Raw genomic sequence first — 14,979 nt, 5'->3', positions numbered from 1 at the left:
CGGATCAGTCCGCGTCGGACATGTCAAAGCCAAGCGCGCGGGCGACGGTGAAGATGTCCTTGTCCCCACGTCCGCACATGTTCATGCAGATCAGGTGATCCGCCGGCAGTTCGGGAGCGATCTTCATCACATGGGCCAGCGCGTGACTGGGTTCGAGCGCGGGAATGATGCCTTCCTGCTCGCAACACAATTGGAACGCTTCCAGCGCCTCGACATCGGTGATGCTGACATATTTCGCGCGGCCGATCTCGTGCAGCCAGGAATGCTCGGGGCCGATACCGGGATAGTCGAGTCCGGCCGAGATGCTGAAGCCTTCGAGGATCTGCCCGTCATCATCCTGCAACAGATAGGTTCGGTTGCCGTGCAGCACGCCCGGCCGGCCGCCGGTGAGCGAGGCGCAATGCTCCATCCGATCATCGACACCCTTGCCGCCGGCTTCGACGCCGATGATGTTGACCGACGTGTCGTCGAGGAACGGGTAGAACAGGCCCATCGCGTTGGAGCCACCGCCGATGGCGGCGATGATCGTGTCGGGCAGACGGCCCTCGGCAGCCTGCATCTGCTCCTTGGCTTCCTTGCCGATGATGCTCTGGAAGTCCCGTACCATCGCCGGATAGGGGTGCGGTCCGGCCACCGTGCCGATGCAGTAGAAGGTGTCGCGCACATTGGTCACCCAGTCGCGCAGCGCGTCGTTCATCGCGTCCTTGAGCGTGCCGCGCCCGGACGTCACGGGGATCACCTCGGCGCCCAGCAGGCGCATGCGGAACACGTTGGGCGCCTGGCGCTTGACGTCATGCGCACCCATGTAGACCACACATTTCAGCCCGAACTTGGCACAGACCGTGGCGGTGGCCACGCCATGCTGCCCGGCCCCGGTTTCGGCGATGATGCGGGTCTTGCCCATGCGCCGCGCCAGGATGATCTGGCCCAGCACGTTGTTGATCTTGTGCGCGCCGGTGTGGTTCAGCTCGTCGCGCTTGAGGTAGATTTTCGCCCCCCCGAGATGCTGCGTCAGCCGTTCGGCGTAGTAGAGAGGGCTGGGGCGCCCGACATAGTGGGTCCAGAGATCGTGCATCTCGGCCCAGAAACTGTCATCGGTCTTGGCCTTTTCGTATTCCTCTTCCAGCGACAGGATCAGCGGCATCAGCGTTTCACTGACGAACCGCCCGCCGAACTTGCCGAAACGGCCGTTTTCATCCGGGCCGGTCATGAAGGAGTTGAAAAGATCGTTGGCCATGGTGCGTCCCCGTTCTGTCACAGGCTTGTTCATATGGGGCAGCGGCCCGAATTGCCATGGCAAAAGTAGGCGCCCCTCGCCGAGCTTGGGCCTGAAAAACGCGAACGCCGCGCGAGGGTGCGCGGCGTTCTGATAGATCATGTGAGGCGGTCTCAGTCGGGAAGGATGACCGCGTCGATCACGTGGATGACACCGTTGGTGGCTTCGACATCGGCTGCGACAACCGTGGCACCGTCGATGGTGACGCCGCTCAAGCCGTTGACCTCGGCTTCCTGACCGTTGACGGTCTTGACGCCCATCTGCTTGCCGGACACGTCAGCCGCCATCACCTTGCCGGGGACGACATGGTAGGTCAGAACGGCAACGAGCTGGTCCTTGTTTTCCGGCTTCAGCAGGGTGTCGACGGTGCCTGCAGGCAGCGCCGCAAAGGCTTCGTCGGTCGGGGCGAACACGGTGAACGGACCCGGGCCCTTGAGCGTGTCGACCAGGCCTGCCGCCTGAACAGCCGCGACCAGCGTGTTGAACGAGCCATTGGCCACCGCGGTATCGACGATGTCCATGTCTGCGGCCTGGGCCGGGGCGGTGCTGGCGCCCGCGATCAGGGCAGCGCCGATGACGCTCAGAAAATTGCGACGAAACATGTTGTCCTCCTGTATGTTCAGATACCGGTAATTACGGGAGGCCCCGGCAGGCGGATCAGAATGGCGCGGGGTGTTGCAACGCGTTCACGCGCCCGTGTTGCGGCGTCAGGTCGCGTGTGCGTGCAAAGCGTCGAGAAAGGCGTGGATCAGCGCGGCATCCTTCACCCCGGGGACGGTTTCGACGCCGGAGGACACATCGACCTGCCGCGCGCCCGTCATGGCGACCGCCTCGGCCACATTTTCGGGGGTCAGGCCACCCGCCAGCATCCAGGGCTTGCGCCAGTACTTGCGCCCGGCCAGCAGGCGCCAGTCGAAGGACAGCCCGTTGCCGCCCGGTAGCGGCGCGTTGCGGGGCGGCTTGGCGTCGATCAGAAGCTGGTCGGCGACGTCGGAATAGGTGTCGATCAGGGCCAGGTCCTCGGCCTCGGCCACGCCGATCGCCTTCATCACCGGCAACCCGAAACGCGCCTTGACCTCGGCCACCCGCTCGGGCGTTTCGCCACCGTGGAGCTGCAGCATGTCCAGCGGCACTTGGCGCAGGATGTCGTCGAGCGTCGCATCGTCCGCGTCGACCGTCAGCGCGACCTTGCAGATGCCCTCCGGCACGCCTGCGGCCAGCCCGGCCGCGTCGGCCGGTGCGACGTTGCGGGGCGACCTGGGGAAGAACACGAACCCGACATAGCGCGCCCCCGCGTCGGCGGCGGCCGCGATGGATGCGGCGCTGCGCAGCCCGCAGATCTTGACCTGGATGCCTTGGGGCATGACCGCTCAGCGGGCCTCTTCCAGGAGCGCCAGAACCTCGTCCTTGCCCTGGTGCTTTTCGGTCTTCAGCTTGCCGACCTCGCGTTCGAGCTTGCGCACCTCGCGCGCTTTCTCGGCGGCCTCGCGGCGGTGCTTGTATTCGCGCATCCACTCCCAGACGAAGCCGATCACCAGCCCCGCGACGATACCACCGAGCACCACCACGAAGAGCGGCAGCGCCACGCTGGCGTTGAACCCCAGGAGCTCGGCCAGCGCGTCGGGCATCAGCTTGAGCGTCACGAAATCGCGGTTGGCCAGCGAGATCGAGATCAGGATGGCCCCGAGCGTTCCGAGAAAGGCATAGCGAAAATAGCGCATCAATTCATTTCCCGTTCAGCCGGTCGCGCAGCAGCTTGCCGGTCTTGAAGAAGGGCACGTGTTTCTCCTCGACATGCACGGTCTCGCCGGTGCGCGGGTTTCTTCCGATGCGGGCGTCGCGTTTCTTGACCGAAAACGCGCCGAAGCCGCGCAGTTCCACCCGGTCGCCACGCGCCATCGCGTTGGTGACTTCCTCGAACACGGTGTTCACGATGCGCTCGACGTCACGCTGGTAGAGATGTGGATTCTCGTCTGCAATTTTCTGAATCAATTCCGATCGAATCATAAGGTCGCCCCCTCCCAGGGCACATCCGCGCTCATGTGCCAACGCGCCGACTATACGAGCAAATTCGCGTCGCTGAAACCAGAACGAGTTAAAGAAAAACGAAAAAATGCCTTGGTTGGGAGAGCTTGCGCGGGATTCGCGGGCATGGATCGATCGCCAGAGGCGAGCGCCTCCCCGGCGCGGGCGCGCGGGAGGAGAGCATCGAAACTTGATTCGGCGCACCGTCGCGGGCGCGGTGTCCCTTCGGGTCACGGGTCGATCATGATGCGGCCCAGCAGTTCGACGCCCTCGGATGTCGGGCGGATCACCAGCACCTCGCCCGACCGCGTAGCACGCCCTGTCAGCGCGGTGATGTTGACCTGGTGGGTGACCAGCATCAGGCGGCCGGCCGTGCGATCGATCAGCGCACGCGTGTCCCGCGTCTGCTGCTGCCGCGTCGTGTAGTCCCCGAAAAAGGAATTGAGCGCCTGTGCCTCCTGCACCGGCGCAAGGTCCAGCAACGCGGCGGTATCGCGGCAGCGGCACCATTGGCTGCTGAACACCACGTCGAACGCGATCCCCCGCGCCCGGAACGCGTCACCGATGGCGCGGGCCTGCGCGCGGCCCCGGTCGTCCAGATTGCGTTGGGTCGCGCAGTCGTCGATCTGCATGCCAGGCGGATCGCCGGTGCCCGGCGCCAGCGCGTGGCGCATGATGGCGATGACGCCGTGTTCGGACAGCGCGTCCCAATCGTTGGCGAGCGCCACGCCAGGCAACAGGAAGAGGAGAAAGGCAATCCAACGCATGGGCGGGAGGTATGCCGCTTCCGCTTTCTGTCCAGCCCGGATCTTGCGCAGCCGGCGCGAGACATGGGCAGGGTCGCATCCCGGCCTGGGCATCGACACGGACTCCGCGTTGACCGTGTTCCCAAGTCACCGTTTCACGCTAAACTTGCATCATGCGCGTTTTGACCGCCCTTTTCCTCCTCCTGGCGCTGCCCGTGGCGGCGCAGGATGTCGATCTTGAACTGGTCCTGCTGGCGGATGCCTCGGGGTCGATCTCGCCCGAGGAAATCCGCTTTCAGCGCGAAGGCTATGCTCAGACGATGACGGATGCCGGCGTGCTGGCCGCGATCGAAAACTCAGCCTATGGCGCCATTGCCGTAACCTACGTCGAATGGGCGGCCAACACCGCCGTCGTCGTCGACTGGATGCGCATCGACGGCCCCGAAAGCGCGGGCCGGTTCGCGGATGCCCTGCTGGCGCCGCCCCGGCAGGCCTACGGGCGCAATGCCATCGGCGCGGCGCTGCTGGACGGCAAGCGCATGATCGAACGCAATGCGTTCGACGGCTGGCGCAAGGTGATCGACTTCTCCGGCGACAGTCCCAACAGTTTTTCCGGCCCGTCGATCGCCGCGGCCCGCGACGAAGTGGTCGCCGCCGGGATCACGATCAACGGGCTGCCGATCCTCTGCCGGTTCTGCGACGCCCCGGCGCGGTTTCCCGATCTGGGCCGGATCTACGAGGAACAGATCATCGGCGGCGTCGGGGCCTTCGTCGTGACCGCCGAGAACGAAAGCGACCTCGCACAGGCGATTCGGCGCAAGCTGATCCTCGAGATTTCCGGCCTGATGCCGGGGCAGGACTTGGCCGCGCGCTGAAATGTGCGTGGGCGCGAGCCGATATCCGTCCAGTCTTCAGCCGTTTTCAGGTATTCTGGGCGACGACCGCAACAGCCGCGATCGCGAAAGGACCCTCACCATGACCGGACCCGACCCCCTCCCCAAGCGCAAGAAGGCCAGCGATTTCGATCCGCGCATCCTGGAAATCTTCGACGGCTACGTGCACGGCAAGATCTCCAAGCGCCAGTTCATCACCCGCGCCGGCCATTATGCCGCCGCCGGCGTGACCGGCGCGATGATCCTCGACCAGTTGCAACCGAACTATGCCTGGGCCCAGCAGGTCGCCCCGGACGATCCCGACATCGAAACCGCGATGATCGAGTATGACAGCCCCGACGGTCACGGCACCATACGCGCCCTGATGGCCAAGCCTGCGGGTGCGACCGGCCCGTTGCCCGCGGTGCTGGTCGTGCACGAGAACCGCGGCCTGAACCCCTATATCGAGGACGTGGTGCGCCGCACCGCCAAGGCCGGTTACCTGGCGCTGGGACCCGACGGGCTGACACCGCTGGGCGGTTATCCGGGCACCGACGACGAGGGCCGCGAGATGCAACGCCAGCTCGACCCGGCAAAGCTGATGGAGGATTTCTTCGCCGCCTTCGAGTTCCTGCGCGATCACCCCGACTCGACCGGGCGCGTCGGCGCGGTCGGCTTCTGCTATGGCGGCGGCGTCTGCAACACGCTTGCGGTGACCTATCCCGATCTTGCCGCGTCGGTGCCGTTCTACGGACGCCAGCCGGCGGCCGAGGACGTGCCGCAGATCGAGGCGCCGCTGCTGATCCACTATGCGGGTCTGGACGAGCGGATCAACGCGGGCTGGGACGCCTATTCAGAGGCGCTGCGCGCCAACCAGAAGACGTTCAGCGTACACTTCTACCCGAACGTCAACCACGGCTTCCACAACGACACGACGCCGCGCTACGACGAGGCGGCCGCCACACTGGCCTGGGACCGCACGCTGGCCTTCTTCGACGAACATCTTCAACCGGCGTAAGCGTTGCAGGGAGTCATCCTCAATCGGTCAAAATGGTTGCAAGGCGGAATGAAAAAAGCCCCGCCCGAAAGGGCGAGGCCTGTGTCTTGGGTCTGCCCTGCGGCAGCCGGGATCAGTCGTCGCCCTTGAGCGCCGCGCCCAGGATGTCGCCCAGCGATGCACCCGAGTCCGAGGAGCCATACTGTTCGACGGCTTCCTTCTCTTCGGCGATCTCGCGCGCCTTGATCGACAGGCCCAGACGGCGGGTCTTGCTGTCGACATTGGTCACGCGCACATCGACCTTGTCGCCGACGCTGAAGCGCTCGGGGCGCTGCTCGGAGCGGTCGCGGCTCAGGTCGGAGCGGCGGATGAAGGACTTCATGCCCTCGTATTCCACCTCGATACCGCCATCCTCGATCGCCGTGACGTTCACGGTGATGATCGAGCCGCGCTTCACGCCACCGACGGCCTCGGCGAACTTGTCACCGCCCAGCGCCTTGATGGACAGGCTGATGCGCTCTTTCTCGACATCGACCTCGGAGACCACGGCCTGGACCACGTCGCCCTTGCGATAGTTCTGGATCGCGTCTTCGCCGCGCTCGTCCCAGGACAGGTCGGACAGGTGAACCATGCCGTCGATGTCGCCGTCGAGACCGATGAACAGACCGAATTCGGTGATGTTCTTGACCTCGCCCTCGACCTCGGTGCCCTCGGGATGGGTTTCCGCAAACACTTCCCACGGGTTGCGCATGGTCTGCTTGAGACCCAGCGACACGCGGCGCTTGGCGCCGTCGATTTCCAGCACCATGACTTCGACTTCCTGGGAGGTCGACACGATCTTGCCGGGATGCACGTTCTTCTTGGTCCAGGACATTTCGCTGACGTGGACGAGGCCCTCGACACCGGGTTCCAGCTCCACGAACGCACCGTAATCGGTGATGTTGGTGACGCGGCCCTTGTGAACGCTGTTCAGCGGATACTTGGCGCCGACCAGATCCCACGGATCTTCCTGCAGCTGCTTCATGCCGAGGCTGATGCGGTGGGTCTCCTTGTTGATCTTGATGACCTGCACCTTGACGGTCTCGCCGATCGACAGGATCTCGGAGGGGTGGTTGACGCGACGCCATGCCATGTCGGTGACGTGCAGCAGGCCGTCCACACCACCCAGATCGACGAAGGCGCCGTATTCGGTGATGTTCTTGACGACGCCGTCCACGGCCTGACCTTCATGCAGGTTGCCGATGACTTCGGCGCGCTGCTCGGCGCGGCTCTCTTCGAGGATCGCGCGGCGCGACACGACGATGTTGCCGCGGCGGCGGTCCATCTTCAGGATCTGGAACGGCTGCTTCAGACCCATCAGCGGGCCCGCATCACGCACCGGACGCACATCGACCTGCGAGCCGGGCAGGAACGCGACGGCGCCGCCCAGATCGACGGTGAAGCCGCCCTTGACGCGGCCGAAGATCGCACCTTCGACGCGCTGCTCGTCGGCATAAGCCTTCTCGAGACGATCCCAGGCTTCCTCGCGGCGGGCCATCTCGCGCGAAATCACGGCTTCGCCGCGCGCGTTCTCGACTTGGCGCAGGAACACTTCGACCTCGTCGCCGGCGGCGATTTCGGGAGCTTCCCCGGGATTTGCGAATTCTTTCAGATCGACACGGCCTTCCATCTTGTAGCCGACATCGATGATGGCTTGTCCCGCTTCGATCGCGATGACCTTGCCCTTGACGACAGACCCTTCCTCGGGCGTGTCCATTTCGAAGCTTTCGTTCAGGAGGGCTTCGAATTCCTCCATGGATGCGTTAGCGGACATATATAAGTCGTTTCCTTTTTCACATTTTTCCGGCCGTGCGGTTGTCTCCGCCGGTCTGTGGGTTTGGGTTGGTCCGTGCGAACCGCTTAAACAGACGAAGGGCCGCGGAATTCCCCGGCCCTGCTCATGGTGTCTGCGATCTGGACTGCCGCTTGGACATCGCGGCGTATAGTCGCTCGGCCTGCGCTTGGCAAGGGCTCAATGCCCTGCCACGGCGCCCGTCAGCCAAGCAGCGGATCCTCAAAACCCACCGGCAGGTCGTATCCCAGGAGCGGGTCCTCGACCCTGTCGGCCCCCGGAATCACCGGGTCGACATGCATCCCCTTCAGGGACGCCCCATCGCTGCCCCAGATCATCGCCGGGTCAAGCTGGCTTTCGCCTGCGATGTCGCCGATCTTCAGATAGGCGCGCGTGTCCGTGGAACTCCTGAAAATGAAACTGTCCATGTGAATGACTCCTGAAATCCGGTCCTGTCCTGCCGTCCCGCCGAGCGGGGCATATCGGCAAGCCAGACCCTAGCGCCCAGGCGGCGCGAGGGTCAGTCCGGAATTCCGGACCGAGGATTTCCCGACCTTGACAGGCATACGGGGCGGTCCGGACTCAGCCCGATGCGCCCTGCCCGCGCCGCATGTCGATGATCTCGAGCGCCCTTGCCACCGCCGCCTCGATGCTCAGGTCAGACGTGTCCAGCACCACCGCGTCCTCCGCCGGTTTCAGCGGCGCGTCGGTCCGGTTCATGTCGCGATCGTCGCGCGCCCGGACCTCGGCCAGCACGATCTCATAGGGGTCGTCCGCCCCCTGCGCCACCTGTTCCGCATGGCGCCGGCGGGCGCGCACCTCGGGGCTGGCGGTCACGAACAGCTTCACCTCGGCCTCCGGGCAGATCACCGTGCCGATGTCGCGCCCGTCCAGCACGGCGCCGCCGACCCGACGCGCGAAAGCGCGCTGGAACTCGACCAGCGCCGCGCGCACGGCGGGAATGGCCGCGACCTTGCTGGCCTCCTGCGCCACGGCGGCACGGCGCAGGTCCTCGGCTTCCAGATCCTCGGCGGTGAGCGCGCGCGCCGCGGCCTCGGGGTCGACGCCGCGCAGCACCTGCGCCCCGACCGCGCGATACAGCAGCCCGGTGTCCAGATGCGCGAACCCAAGCCGCGCGGCGACCGCCTTGCTGATCGTGCCCTTGCCGGCAGCCGCCGGCCCGTCGATGGCGACCGTGAACGTCATCCCACCCTCCTGATCCGTTCCAGGCTCCAGTTGACCAGCCGCGAGAACAGCGCAAGCGCCAGGATCAGACCGGCGATCAGCAGGACCTGGAACTTGACCTGCGTATAGACCCGCGCCTGCTCGATCACCGCATCCGCCGCGTTCGGCCGACGCAGCAGGTCCGCAATGGCGGCATTCTCCAGCAGGTCGGCATAGAGATAGAGCATCGGCACCAGTGCCGCCACCAGCGCCAGCCGCCCGATGCGCGGCCGCAACAGCAGTAGGGTCACCAGCGCCAGCGCCGCCGCCAGCGCGATGGGAAACACCGTGTCGAGCACCCGTTGCGGCCCCAGATAGGTGCGCAGCGCGGTATCCGACATGGTCGCAAGATACGTGCGGGTCGCCTCGGCACTCATGTCGGCAGGCTGCATGTCCATCAGGCCGGGCGGCGTCGTGCCCGCGGAAATGATCGGGATCGTCCAGAGCCACATCGCGGCGAAAACCAGCCCCGCCACCGCGATCAGCCCGACCAGGAGCAGATGCAGCCCCCGCACGGCTCAGCCCGCCGGGTGCGACAGCGCGGCGCCCAGCCGGCCCATCAACGGTTCGAAGATCGGGAAGGACGTGGCGATCGGACCGCCGTCATCCACCGTGACCGGCGCTTGCGCCGCCATGCCCAGCACCATGAAGGACATGGCGATCCGGTGATCCAGCCGGCTGGCACAGGTGGCCCCGCCCGCGACCGATCCGGGGCCGTGGCCGGTGACCGACCACCAGTCCGGGCCCTCCTCGACCGCGACGCCGTTGGCGCGCAGCCCCTCGGCCATCGCGTCGATCCGGTCGCTTTCCTTGACCCGCAGCTCCGCGACACCGCGCATCATCGTGACGCCGCTCGCATTGGCCGCGACCACGGACAGGACCGGGTATTCATCGATCATGCTGGCCGCGCGGTCCGGCGGCACGTCGATGCCCTTCATGTCCGGCGAATAGCGCGCGCGCAGATCGGCGACCGGCTCGCCGCCCTCTTCGCGCGCGTTCTCATAGGTCAGATCGGCGCCCATCTCGCGCAGCGTGGTGAACAGCCCGGCGCGCGTCGGGTTCAGCCCGATGCCCGGCACCAGGACGTCCGATCCCGGCACGATCAGCGCCGCACAGACCGGGAAGGCCGCGCTCGACGGATCGCGCGGCACCACGATCTCCTGCGGGCGCAATTCGGGCTGGCCGGTCAGGGTGATGACGCGGCCCTCCTCGGTATCCTCGGTAGCGATCTCGGCGCCGAACCCGGCCAGCATCCGCTCGGTATGGTCGCGCGTCGCCTCCTTCTCGATCACCACGGTCCGCCCCGGCGCGTTCAGACCGGCCAGCAGCACGGCGGATTTCACCTGCGCCGAGGGCACCGGCACCGCGTAACGCACCGGCAGCGGATCGGCCGCGCCGACGATCGTCATCGGCAACCGCCCGCCCGAGCGCCCCACCGCCTGCGCGCCGAACTGCGCCAGCGGGTCGGTCACACGCGCCATCGGGCGCTTGTTCAGGCTGGCATCGCCGGTAAAGGTCGCGGTGATCGGGCTGGTCGCCATCGCGCCCATGATCAGGCGCACGCCGGTGCCGGAATTGCCGCAATCGATGACCTGCCCCGGCTCGGCGAACCCGCCGACGCCGACGCCATGCACCGACCATGCACCACCGCCGTGATCCGTCACCTCGGCGCCGAAAGCCCGCATCGCGCGCGCCGTGTCCAGCACGTCTTCGCCTTCCAGCAGGCCGGTGATCCGCGTCTCGCCGACCGCCATAGCACCCAGGATCAGCGACCGGTGCGAGATCGACTTGTCGCCGGGCACGTCCGCCACGCCCGAAAGCGGCCCGCTGGGCGAGGACATCATGGGAGTGGGAGAGCCGTGAGCGGACATTGCGCGCCTTTCAGAAAGTCAACCGCACCCGCTTTAGCGCAAGCCACAAGCCGGGTCCACACGCCTTCGCGCCGGGCGTCTGCGCAGCCGGAAAGCCCCCGGGCGACGCCCGCCCTCACACGCGGCGGAAAGTCAGGTAATGGGGCACACGGCCCTCGCGCAGCGCCTTCTGTTCATAGCGGGTCGACAACCAGTCGTCCCAGGGGGCGCGCCAGTCCTCGGGCCGTTCCGCCATCCAGGTGAAGCCTGCGCGCGGCACCTCTTCCAGCGTCTGGCGCACATAGTCCGGAATATCCGTCGCCACCCGCAGGACGGCCCCCGGCGCCATCGCCCGGTGCAGCGGCTCCAGGTGTTCGGGCGTGACGAAGCGGCGGCGATGGTGGCGCTTCTTCGGCCACGGGTCGGGATAGAGCAGGAAGGCGCGCGCGATCGACGCCTCCGGCAGCACGTCCATCAGGTCGCGCGCATCGCCCGGATGCACCGCCAGGTTCTCGACCCCGGCGCGACGGATCTTGCCCAGCAGCATGGCGACGCCGTTGATATAGGGCTCTGCCCCGATGATGCCGACCTCCGGGTTGGCCGCCGCCTGGTGCACCATGTGCTCGCCGCCGCCAAAGCCGATCTCCAGCCAGACCTCGCGCCCGCCGAACAGCTGGGCGAGGTCGAGCGGCACCCGCTCCGGGTTGTCCTCCCAGTTGACCGCGCCCGGCGACAGCGCGGCAAGATCCTCGTCCAGATAGGTCTTCTGGCTCTGCTTCAGCGCCTTGCCCTTGAGGCGGCCATAGAAATTGCGGTGCGGGCGGTCCTTGTGTGTCATGGCGCGCGGTGTAGCCGCCGGAACCAAGGCTCGCAAGCGCCGCATGACACCGATCAGCGCGGGCGGGACTTGCCGGAAACGGCACGCACCGCCTAGGGTATCTTCAACCGCCGCACCCGAAAGGATACCGCATGCCGCGCTCGTCACTCGCCGCCGTTCTGGCGCTTCTGCCCTGCCTGCCCCTGCCGGCGCTGTCCCAGGAGATCGCCGATCGAATCTTTTTCGGCGGCCCGGTTCTGACCATGGACGACACCCGGCCCCGCACCGAGGCGGTCGCGGTTCTGGATGGGCGCATCATCGCGGTCGGCCCCGAGGCCGAGATCATGGTGCATCGCGGCGACTCCACCGAACTTACGCAACTGGACGGGCGCGCCCTGATCCCGGGCTTCTTCGACGCCCATGCCCACGTGATGATGGGCGGCCTGCAGGCGCTGTCGGCCAACCTGCTGGCACCGCCCGACGGCGACGTGACCGATATCGACTCGCTGCTGCAGACCTTGCGCGACTGGGTCGAGACCAACCGCGAGGTGGTGGAGCGGGTCAACCTGATCATCGGCTTCGGCTATGACAACGCCATGCTCGCCGAGCAGCGCCACCCGACACGCCACGACCTCGACAAGGTGTCGACCGAGATCCCGATCTACCTCATCCACCAGTCCGGCCACCTGGGCGCCGGCAACAGCAAGGCGCTGGACGTCGCCGGCCTCACCGCCGACACGCCCGACCCTGCGGGCGGGGTCATCCGGCGCGACCCGGACGGCACGCCCAACGGCGTGCTCGAGGAAACCGCGCACATCCCGGTCGTGGTGAGCCTGCTGTCGCGGGTGGGCGTCGACGGGTTCAAGGAAATGACGCGCGCCGGGGCCGACCTCTGGGCCCGGTTCGGCTTCACCAGCGCCGAGGAAGGCCGGTCGATCCCCCAGACGGTCGAGATCCTGCGCGAGGTCGCGCGGGAAGACGGGTTCGCCATCGATGTCGTGACCTATCCCGACGTTCTGGTCGATCGCGACTGGATCGCCGCCAACGTCTCGCCCGACTACGAGAACCGCGTCCGCGTGGCCGGGGCCAAGCTGACCATCGACGGATCGCCGCAGGGCTTCACCGCCTGGCGCGACCGGCCCTACTATGATCCTGTGGGCGACTACCCGGCCGGCTATGTCGGCTATCCCGCCGCCACCGCCGAACAGGTCACCGGTGCGATCGACTGGGCCTACGGTTCGGGCGTGCAGATCATCACCCACTCCAATGGCGAGGCGGCCTCGGACCTGCTGATCGCCGCGCACCGGCAGGCGCAGGACCGGCACGGCACCGATGGCGACCTGCGCCCGGTGCTGATCCACGGCCAGTTCCTGCGCGAGGACCAGGTCGACGCGATGAAGACGCTCGGCATCACGCCCTCGCTGTTCCCGATGCACACGTTCTACTGGGGCGACTGGCACCGCGACCACACGGTCGGACCGGCGCTGGCCGACGACATCTCGCCGACCGGCTGGGTCCACCGGCGCGGCATGCGGTTTTCCAGCCACACCGACGCCCCGGTCGCACTGCCCGATTCGATGCGGGTGCTCGACGCCACCGTGACGCGGCGCTCGCGGACGGGCGACATCATCGGCCCCGATCAGCGCATCGACGTCATGACCGCGCTCAAGGCGATGACGCTCTGGCCCGCCTGGCACCACCACGAGGACCACCACAAGGGCTCGATCGAGGTGGGCAAGCTGGCCGACCTGGTGATCCTGTCCGCCGATCCGACCGCCGTGCCCACCGACGACCTCGACCAGCTGGTGGTCGAACAGACGATCAAGGAGGGCGTCACCATCCACGACCGCGCTTCGCAGGACGAGGGACGCCTGCAGCCCGGGCCGCAGGACGGGCTCGGCACGCTGATCCGTGTCGCCTCGGCCCGGACCGCGGGGCGGCACCGTCACGGCCATGGCCCCGATCACGGGCTGCACATGATGCTTCAGTCGCTGAACGACGCCGTGCTGGCGGCCACCGCCGGCAACTGACCGCCGGGCACGCCGGCGGCCGCGTCCGTGTGGACGCCGGTCAGACCGCCTGTTTCAGCGCCTCGGTCAGATCGGTGCGCTCCCAGCTGAAGCCCCCATCGGCCTCGGGCTCGCGGCCGAAATGGCCATAGGCCGCGGTGCGCTGATAGATCGGCCGGTTCAACTGCAGGTGATTGCGGATGCCGCGCGGCGTCAGGTCCATCACCTTGGCGACCGCCGCCTCGATCCGTTCGTCCGGCACCTGCCCGGTGTCGTGGCTGTTGACATAGATCGACAGCGGCCGGGATACGCCGATCGCATAGCTCAGCTGCAGCGTCGCCTTGTCGGCCAGCCCCGCCGCGACGATGTTCTTGGCAAGATAGCGCGCCGCATAGGCGGCCGAGCGGTCCACCTTGGTCGGGTCCTTGCCCGAGAACGCGCCGCCGCCATGCGGTGCCGCGCCGCCATAGGTGTCCACGATGATCTTGCGCCCGGTCAGGCCGGCATCGCCGTCCGGGCCACCGATCACGAACTTGCCGGTCGGGTTCACGTGCCAGACGGTCTCGGCGGACAGCCAGCCGTCGGGCAGGATCTCGGTGATGTAGGGCTCGACGATGGCGCGGATGTCGGCACTGGTCAGGTCCGGGTCGATATGCTGGGTCGACAGCACGACCGAGCTCACGCCGACCGGCTCGCCGTCACGGTACAGCACCGAGAGCTGGCTCTTGGCGTCCGGACCCAGCGCCGGCTCGCTGCCATCCTTGCGCACCTCGGCCAGCCGCCGCAGGATCGCATGCGAATACTGGATCGGCGCCGGCATCAGCGCCGGGGTCTCGTTGGTGGCGAAGCCGAACATGATGCCCTGGTCGCCCGCGCCCTCTTCGCGGCCCTCGCTGCCGACCACGCCCTGGGCGATATGGGCCGACTGCTCGTGCAGCAGGTTGGTGATCTCGACATCCTTCCAGTGGAACTTGTCCTGCTCGTAGCCGATGTCGCGGATGCAATCGCGCACCACATGCGACAGGTCGTCCCGCAGCTTGGTCAGCTTGTCCTTGTCAGACAGGCCCACCTCGCCCCCGATCACGACACGATTGGTGGTGGCAAAGGTCTCGGCGGCGACGCGGGCTTCGGGTTCCTCGGTCAGAAAGGCGTCGAGAACGGCATCGGAAATCCGGTCGCAGACCTTGTCGGGGTGGCCCTCGGAAACGGATTCCGAGGTGAACGTGTACGTATTGCGGGACATGAAAAGTGCTCCATTGAGGTTTACCCCACCACGTCAGGAAGCCGTTGTGGCGGGCAGACTCGGGTTAAGGCCGTGTCTCGCCGGGGTCA

At 66.9% G+C, this 14,979-nt stretch carries 16 protein-coding genes and 1 riboswitch; of the genes, 3 read left to right on the top strand and 13 right to left on the bottom strand.

Annotated elements, in window-relative coordinates; translation table 11 throughout:
- Positions 1-4: 4 nt before the first annotated feature.
- The 6 genes from trpB to JF290_RS13980 all read right to left on the bottom strand — a co-directional run bounded on the left by trpB (position 5) and on the right by JF290_RS13980 (position 4,068).
- Complete coding sequence (gene trpB, locus JF290_RS14005; protein WP_199025514.1) at positions 5-1,237, bottom strand: tryptophan synthase subunit beta; 1,233 nt, start codon at positions 1,235-1,237, stop codon at positions 5-7.
- Between the two features lie 152 nt (positions 1,238-1,389).
- Positions 1,390-1,878: a fasciclin domain-containing protein gene (locus JF290_RS14000; protein WP_199025513.1), complete on the bottom strand. Its 489-nt coding sequence runs from the start codon at positions 1,876-1,878 to the stop codon at positions 1,390-1,392.
- A 105-nt stretch (positions 1,879-1,983) separates the two neighbouring features.
- Complete coding sequence (locus JF290_RS13995; RefSeq protein WP_199025512.1) at positions 1,984-2,640, bottom strand: phosphoribosylanthranilate isomerase; 657 nt, start codon at positions 2,638-2,640, stop codon at positions 1,984-1,986.
- A gap of 6 nt (positions 2,641-2,646) precedes the next feature.
- Positions 2,647-2,997: a lipopolysaccharide assembly protein LapA domain-containing protein gene (locus tag JF290_RS13990; protein WP_199025511.1), complete on the bottom strand. Its 351-nt coding sequence runs from the start codon at positions 2,995-2,997 to the stop codon at positions 2,647-2,649.
- A 4-nt stretch (positions 2,998-3,001) separates the two neighbouring features.
- A complete protein-coding gene (ihfB, locus tag JF290_RS13985) occupies positions 3,002-3,283 on the bottom strand; it encodes an integration host factor subunit beta (RefSeq protein WP_199025510.1) in 282 nt (93 codons plus the stop codon).
- Between the two features lie 248 nt (positions 3,284-3,531).
- Positions 3,532-4,068 (bottom strand): histidine phosphatase family protein, encoded by a 537-nt coding sequence (locus JF290_RS13980; RefSeq protein ID WP_199025509.1) that lies wholly within the window; start codon positions 4,066-4,068, stop codon positions 3,532-3,534.
- A 152-nt stretch (positions 4,069-4,220) separates the two neighbouring features.
- Here JF290_RS13980 and JF290_RS13975 point away from each other — a divergent pair, with 152 nt between their 5' ends.
- Entirely contained in the window at positions 4,221-4,922 is a 702-nt protein-coding gene (locus JF290_RS13975; protein ID WP_199025508.1) for a DUF1194 domain-containing protein, read from the top strand.
- Positions 4,923-5,022: 100 nt separating this feature from the next.
- Positions 5,023-5,937, top strand: coding sequence for a YghX family hydrolase (yghX, locus tag JF290_RS13970; RefSeq protein WP_199025507.1), 915 nt, complete (start codon positions 5,023-5,025; stop codon positions 5,935-5,937).
- A gap of 112 nt (positions 5,938-6,049) precedes the next feature.
- On the opposite strand, the gene rpsA is transcribed toward yghX, so the two are convergent.
- From rpsA to trmB, 6 genes are all read right to left on the bottom strand, one after another.
- Positions 6,050-7,729 (bottom strand): 30S ribosomal protein S1, encoded by a 1,680-nt coding sequence (gene rpsA / locus JF290_RS13965; RefSeq protein ID WP_199025506.1) that lies wholly within the window; start codon positions 7,727-7,729, stop codon positions 6,050-6,052.
- 221 nt (positions 7,730-7,950) lie between these two features.
- Complete coding sequence (locus JF290_RS13960) at positions 7,951-8,175, bottom strand: hypothetical protein (protein ID WP_199025505.1); 225 nt, start codon at positions 8,173-8,175, stop codon at positions 7,951-7,953.
- Positions 8,176-8,329: 154 nt separating this feature from the next.
- A complete protein-coding gene (locus tag JF290_RS13955) occupies positions 8,330-8,953 on the bottom strand; it encodes a (d)CMP kinase (protein ID WP_199025504.1) in 624 nt (207 codons plus the stop codon).
- Entirely contained in the window at positions 8,950-9,486 is a 537-nt protein-coding gene (locus tag JF290_RS13950; protein WP_199025503.1) for a hypothetical protein, read from the bottom strand. Before JF290_RS13950 ends, JF290_RS13955 begins: the two co-directional genes overlap by 4 nt.
- Before the next feature lie 3 nt (positions 9,487-9,489).
- Positions 9,490-10,842, bottom strand: coding sequence for a 3-phosphoshikimate 1-carboxyvinyltransferase (gene aroA / locus JF290_RS13945; RefSeq protein ID WP_199025502.1), 1,353 nt, complete (start codon positions 10,840-10,842; stop codon positions 9,490-9,492).
- 115 nt (positions 10,843-10,957) lie between these two features.
- A complete protein-coding gene (gene trmB / locus JF290_RS13940; RefSeq protein WP_199025501.1) occupies positions 10,958-11,659 on the bottom strand; it encodes a tRNA (guanine(46)-N(7))-methyltransferase TrmB in 702 nt (233 codons plus the stop codon).
- Positions 11,660-11,790: 131 nt separating this feature from the next.
- Here trmB and JF290_RS13935 point away from each other — a divergent pair, with 131 nt between their 5' ends.
- Positions 11,791-13,668 (top strand): amidohydrolase, encoded by a 1,878-nt coding sequence (locus JF290_RS13935; RefSeq protein ID WP_199025500.1) that lies wholly within the window; start codon positions 11,791-11,793, stop codon positions 13,666-13,668.
- A 40-nt stretch (positions 13,669-13,708) separates the two neighbouring features.
- Here JF290_RS13935 and metK read toward each other — a convergent pair whose 3' ends face one another.
- A complete protein-coding gene (gene metK / locus JF290_RS13930) occupies positions 13,709-14,890 on the bottom strand; it encodes a methionine adenosyltransferase (RefSeq protein ID WP_199025499.1) in 1,182 nt (393 codons plus the stop codon).
- 6 nt (positions 14,891-14,896) lie between these two features.
- A riboswitch (SAM-SAH riboswitch) is annotated at positions 14,897-14,946 on the bottom strand.
- Positions 14,947-14,979: the final 33 nt, after the last annotated feature.

The organism is Sedimentitalea arenosa (assembly GCF_016428585.1).
GTDB classification, from domain to species: Bacteria; Pseudomonadota; Alphaproteobacteria; order Rhodobacterales; family Rhodobacteraceae; genus Sedimentitalea; species Sedimentitalea arenosa.
The sequence above is the reverse complement of the archived record's forward strand: the minus strand, read 5'-3'. Positions and strand labels throughout refer to the sequence as shown.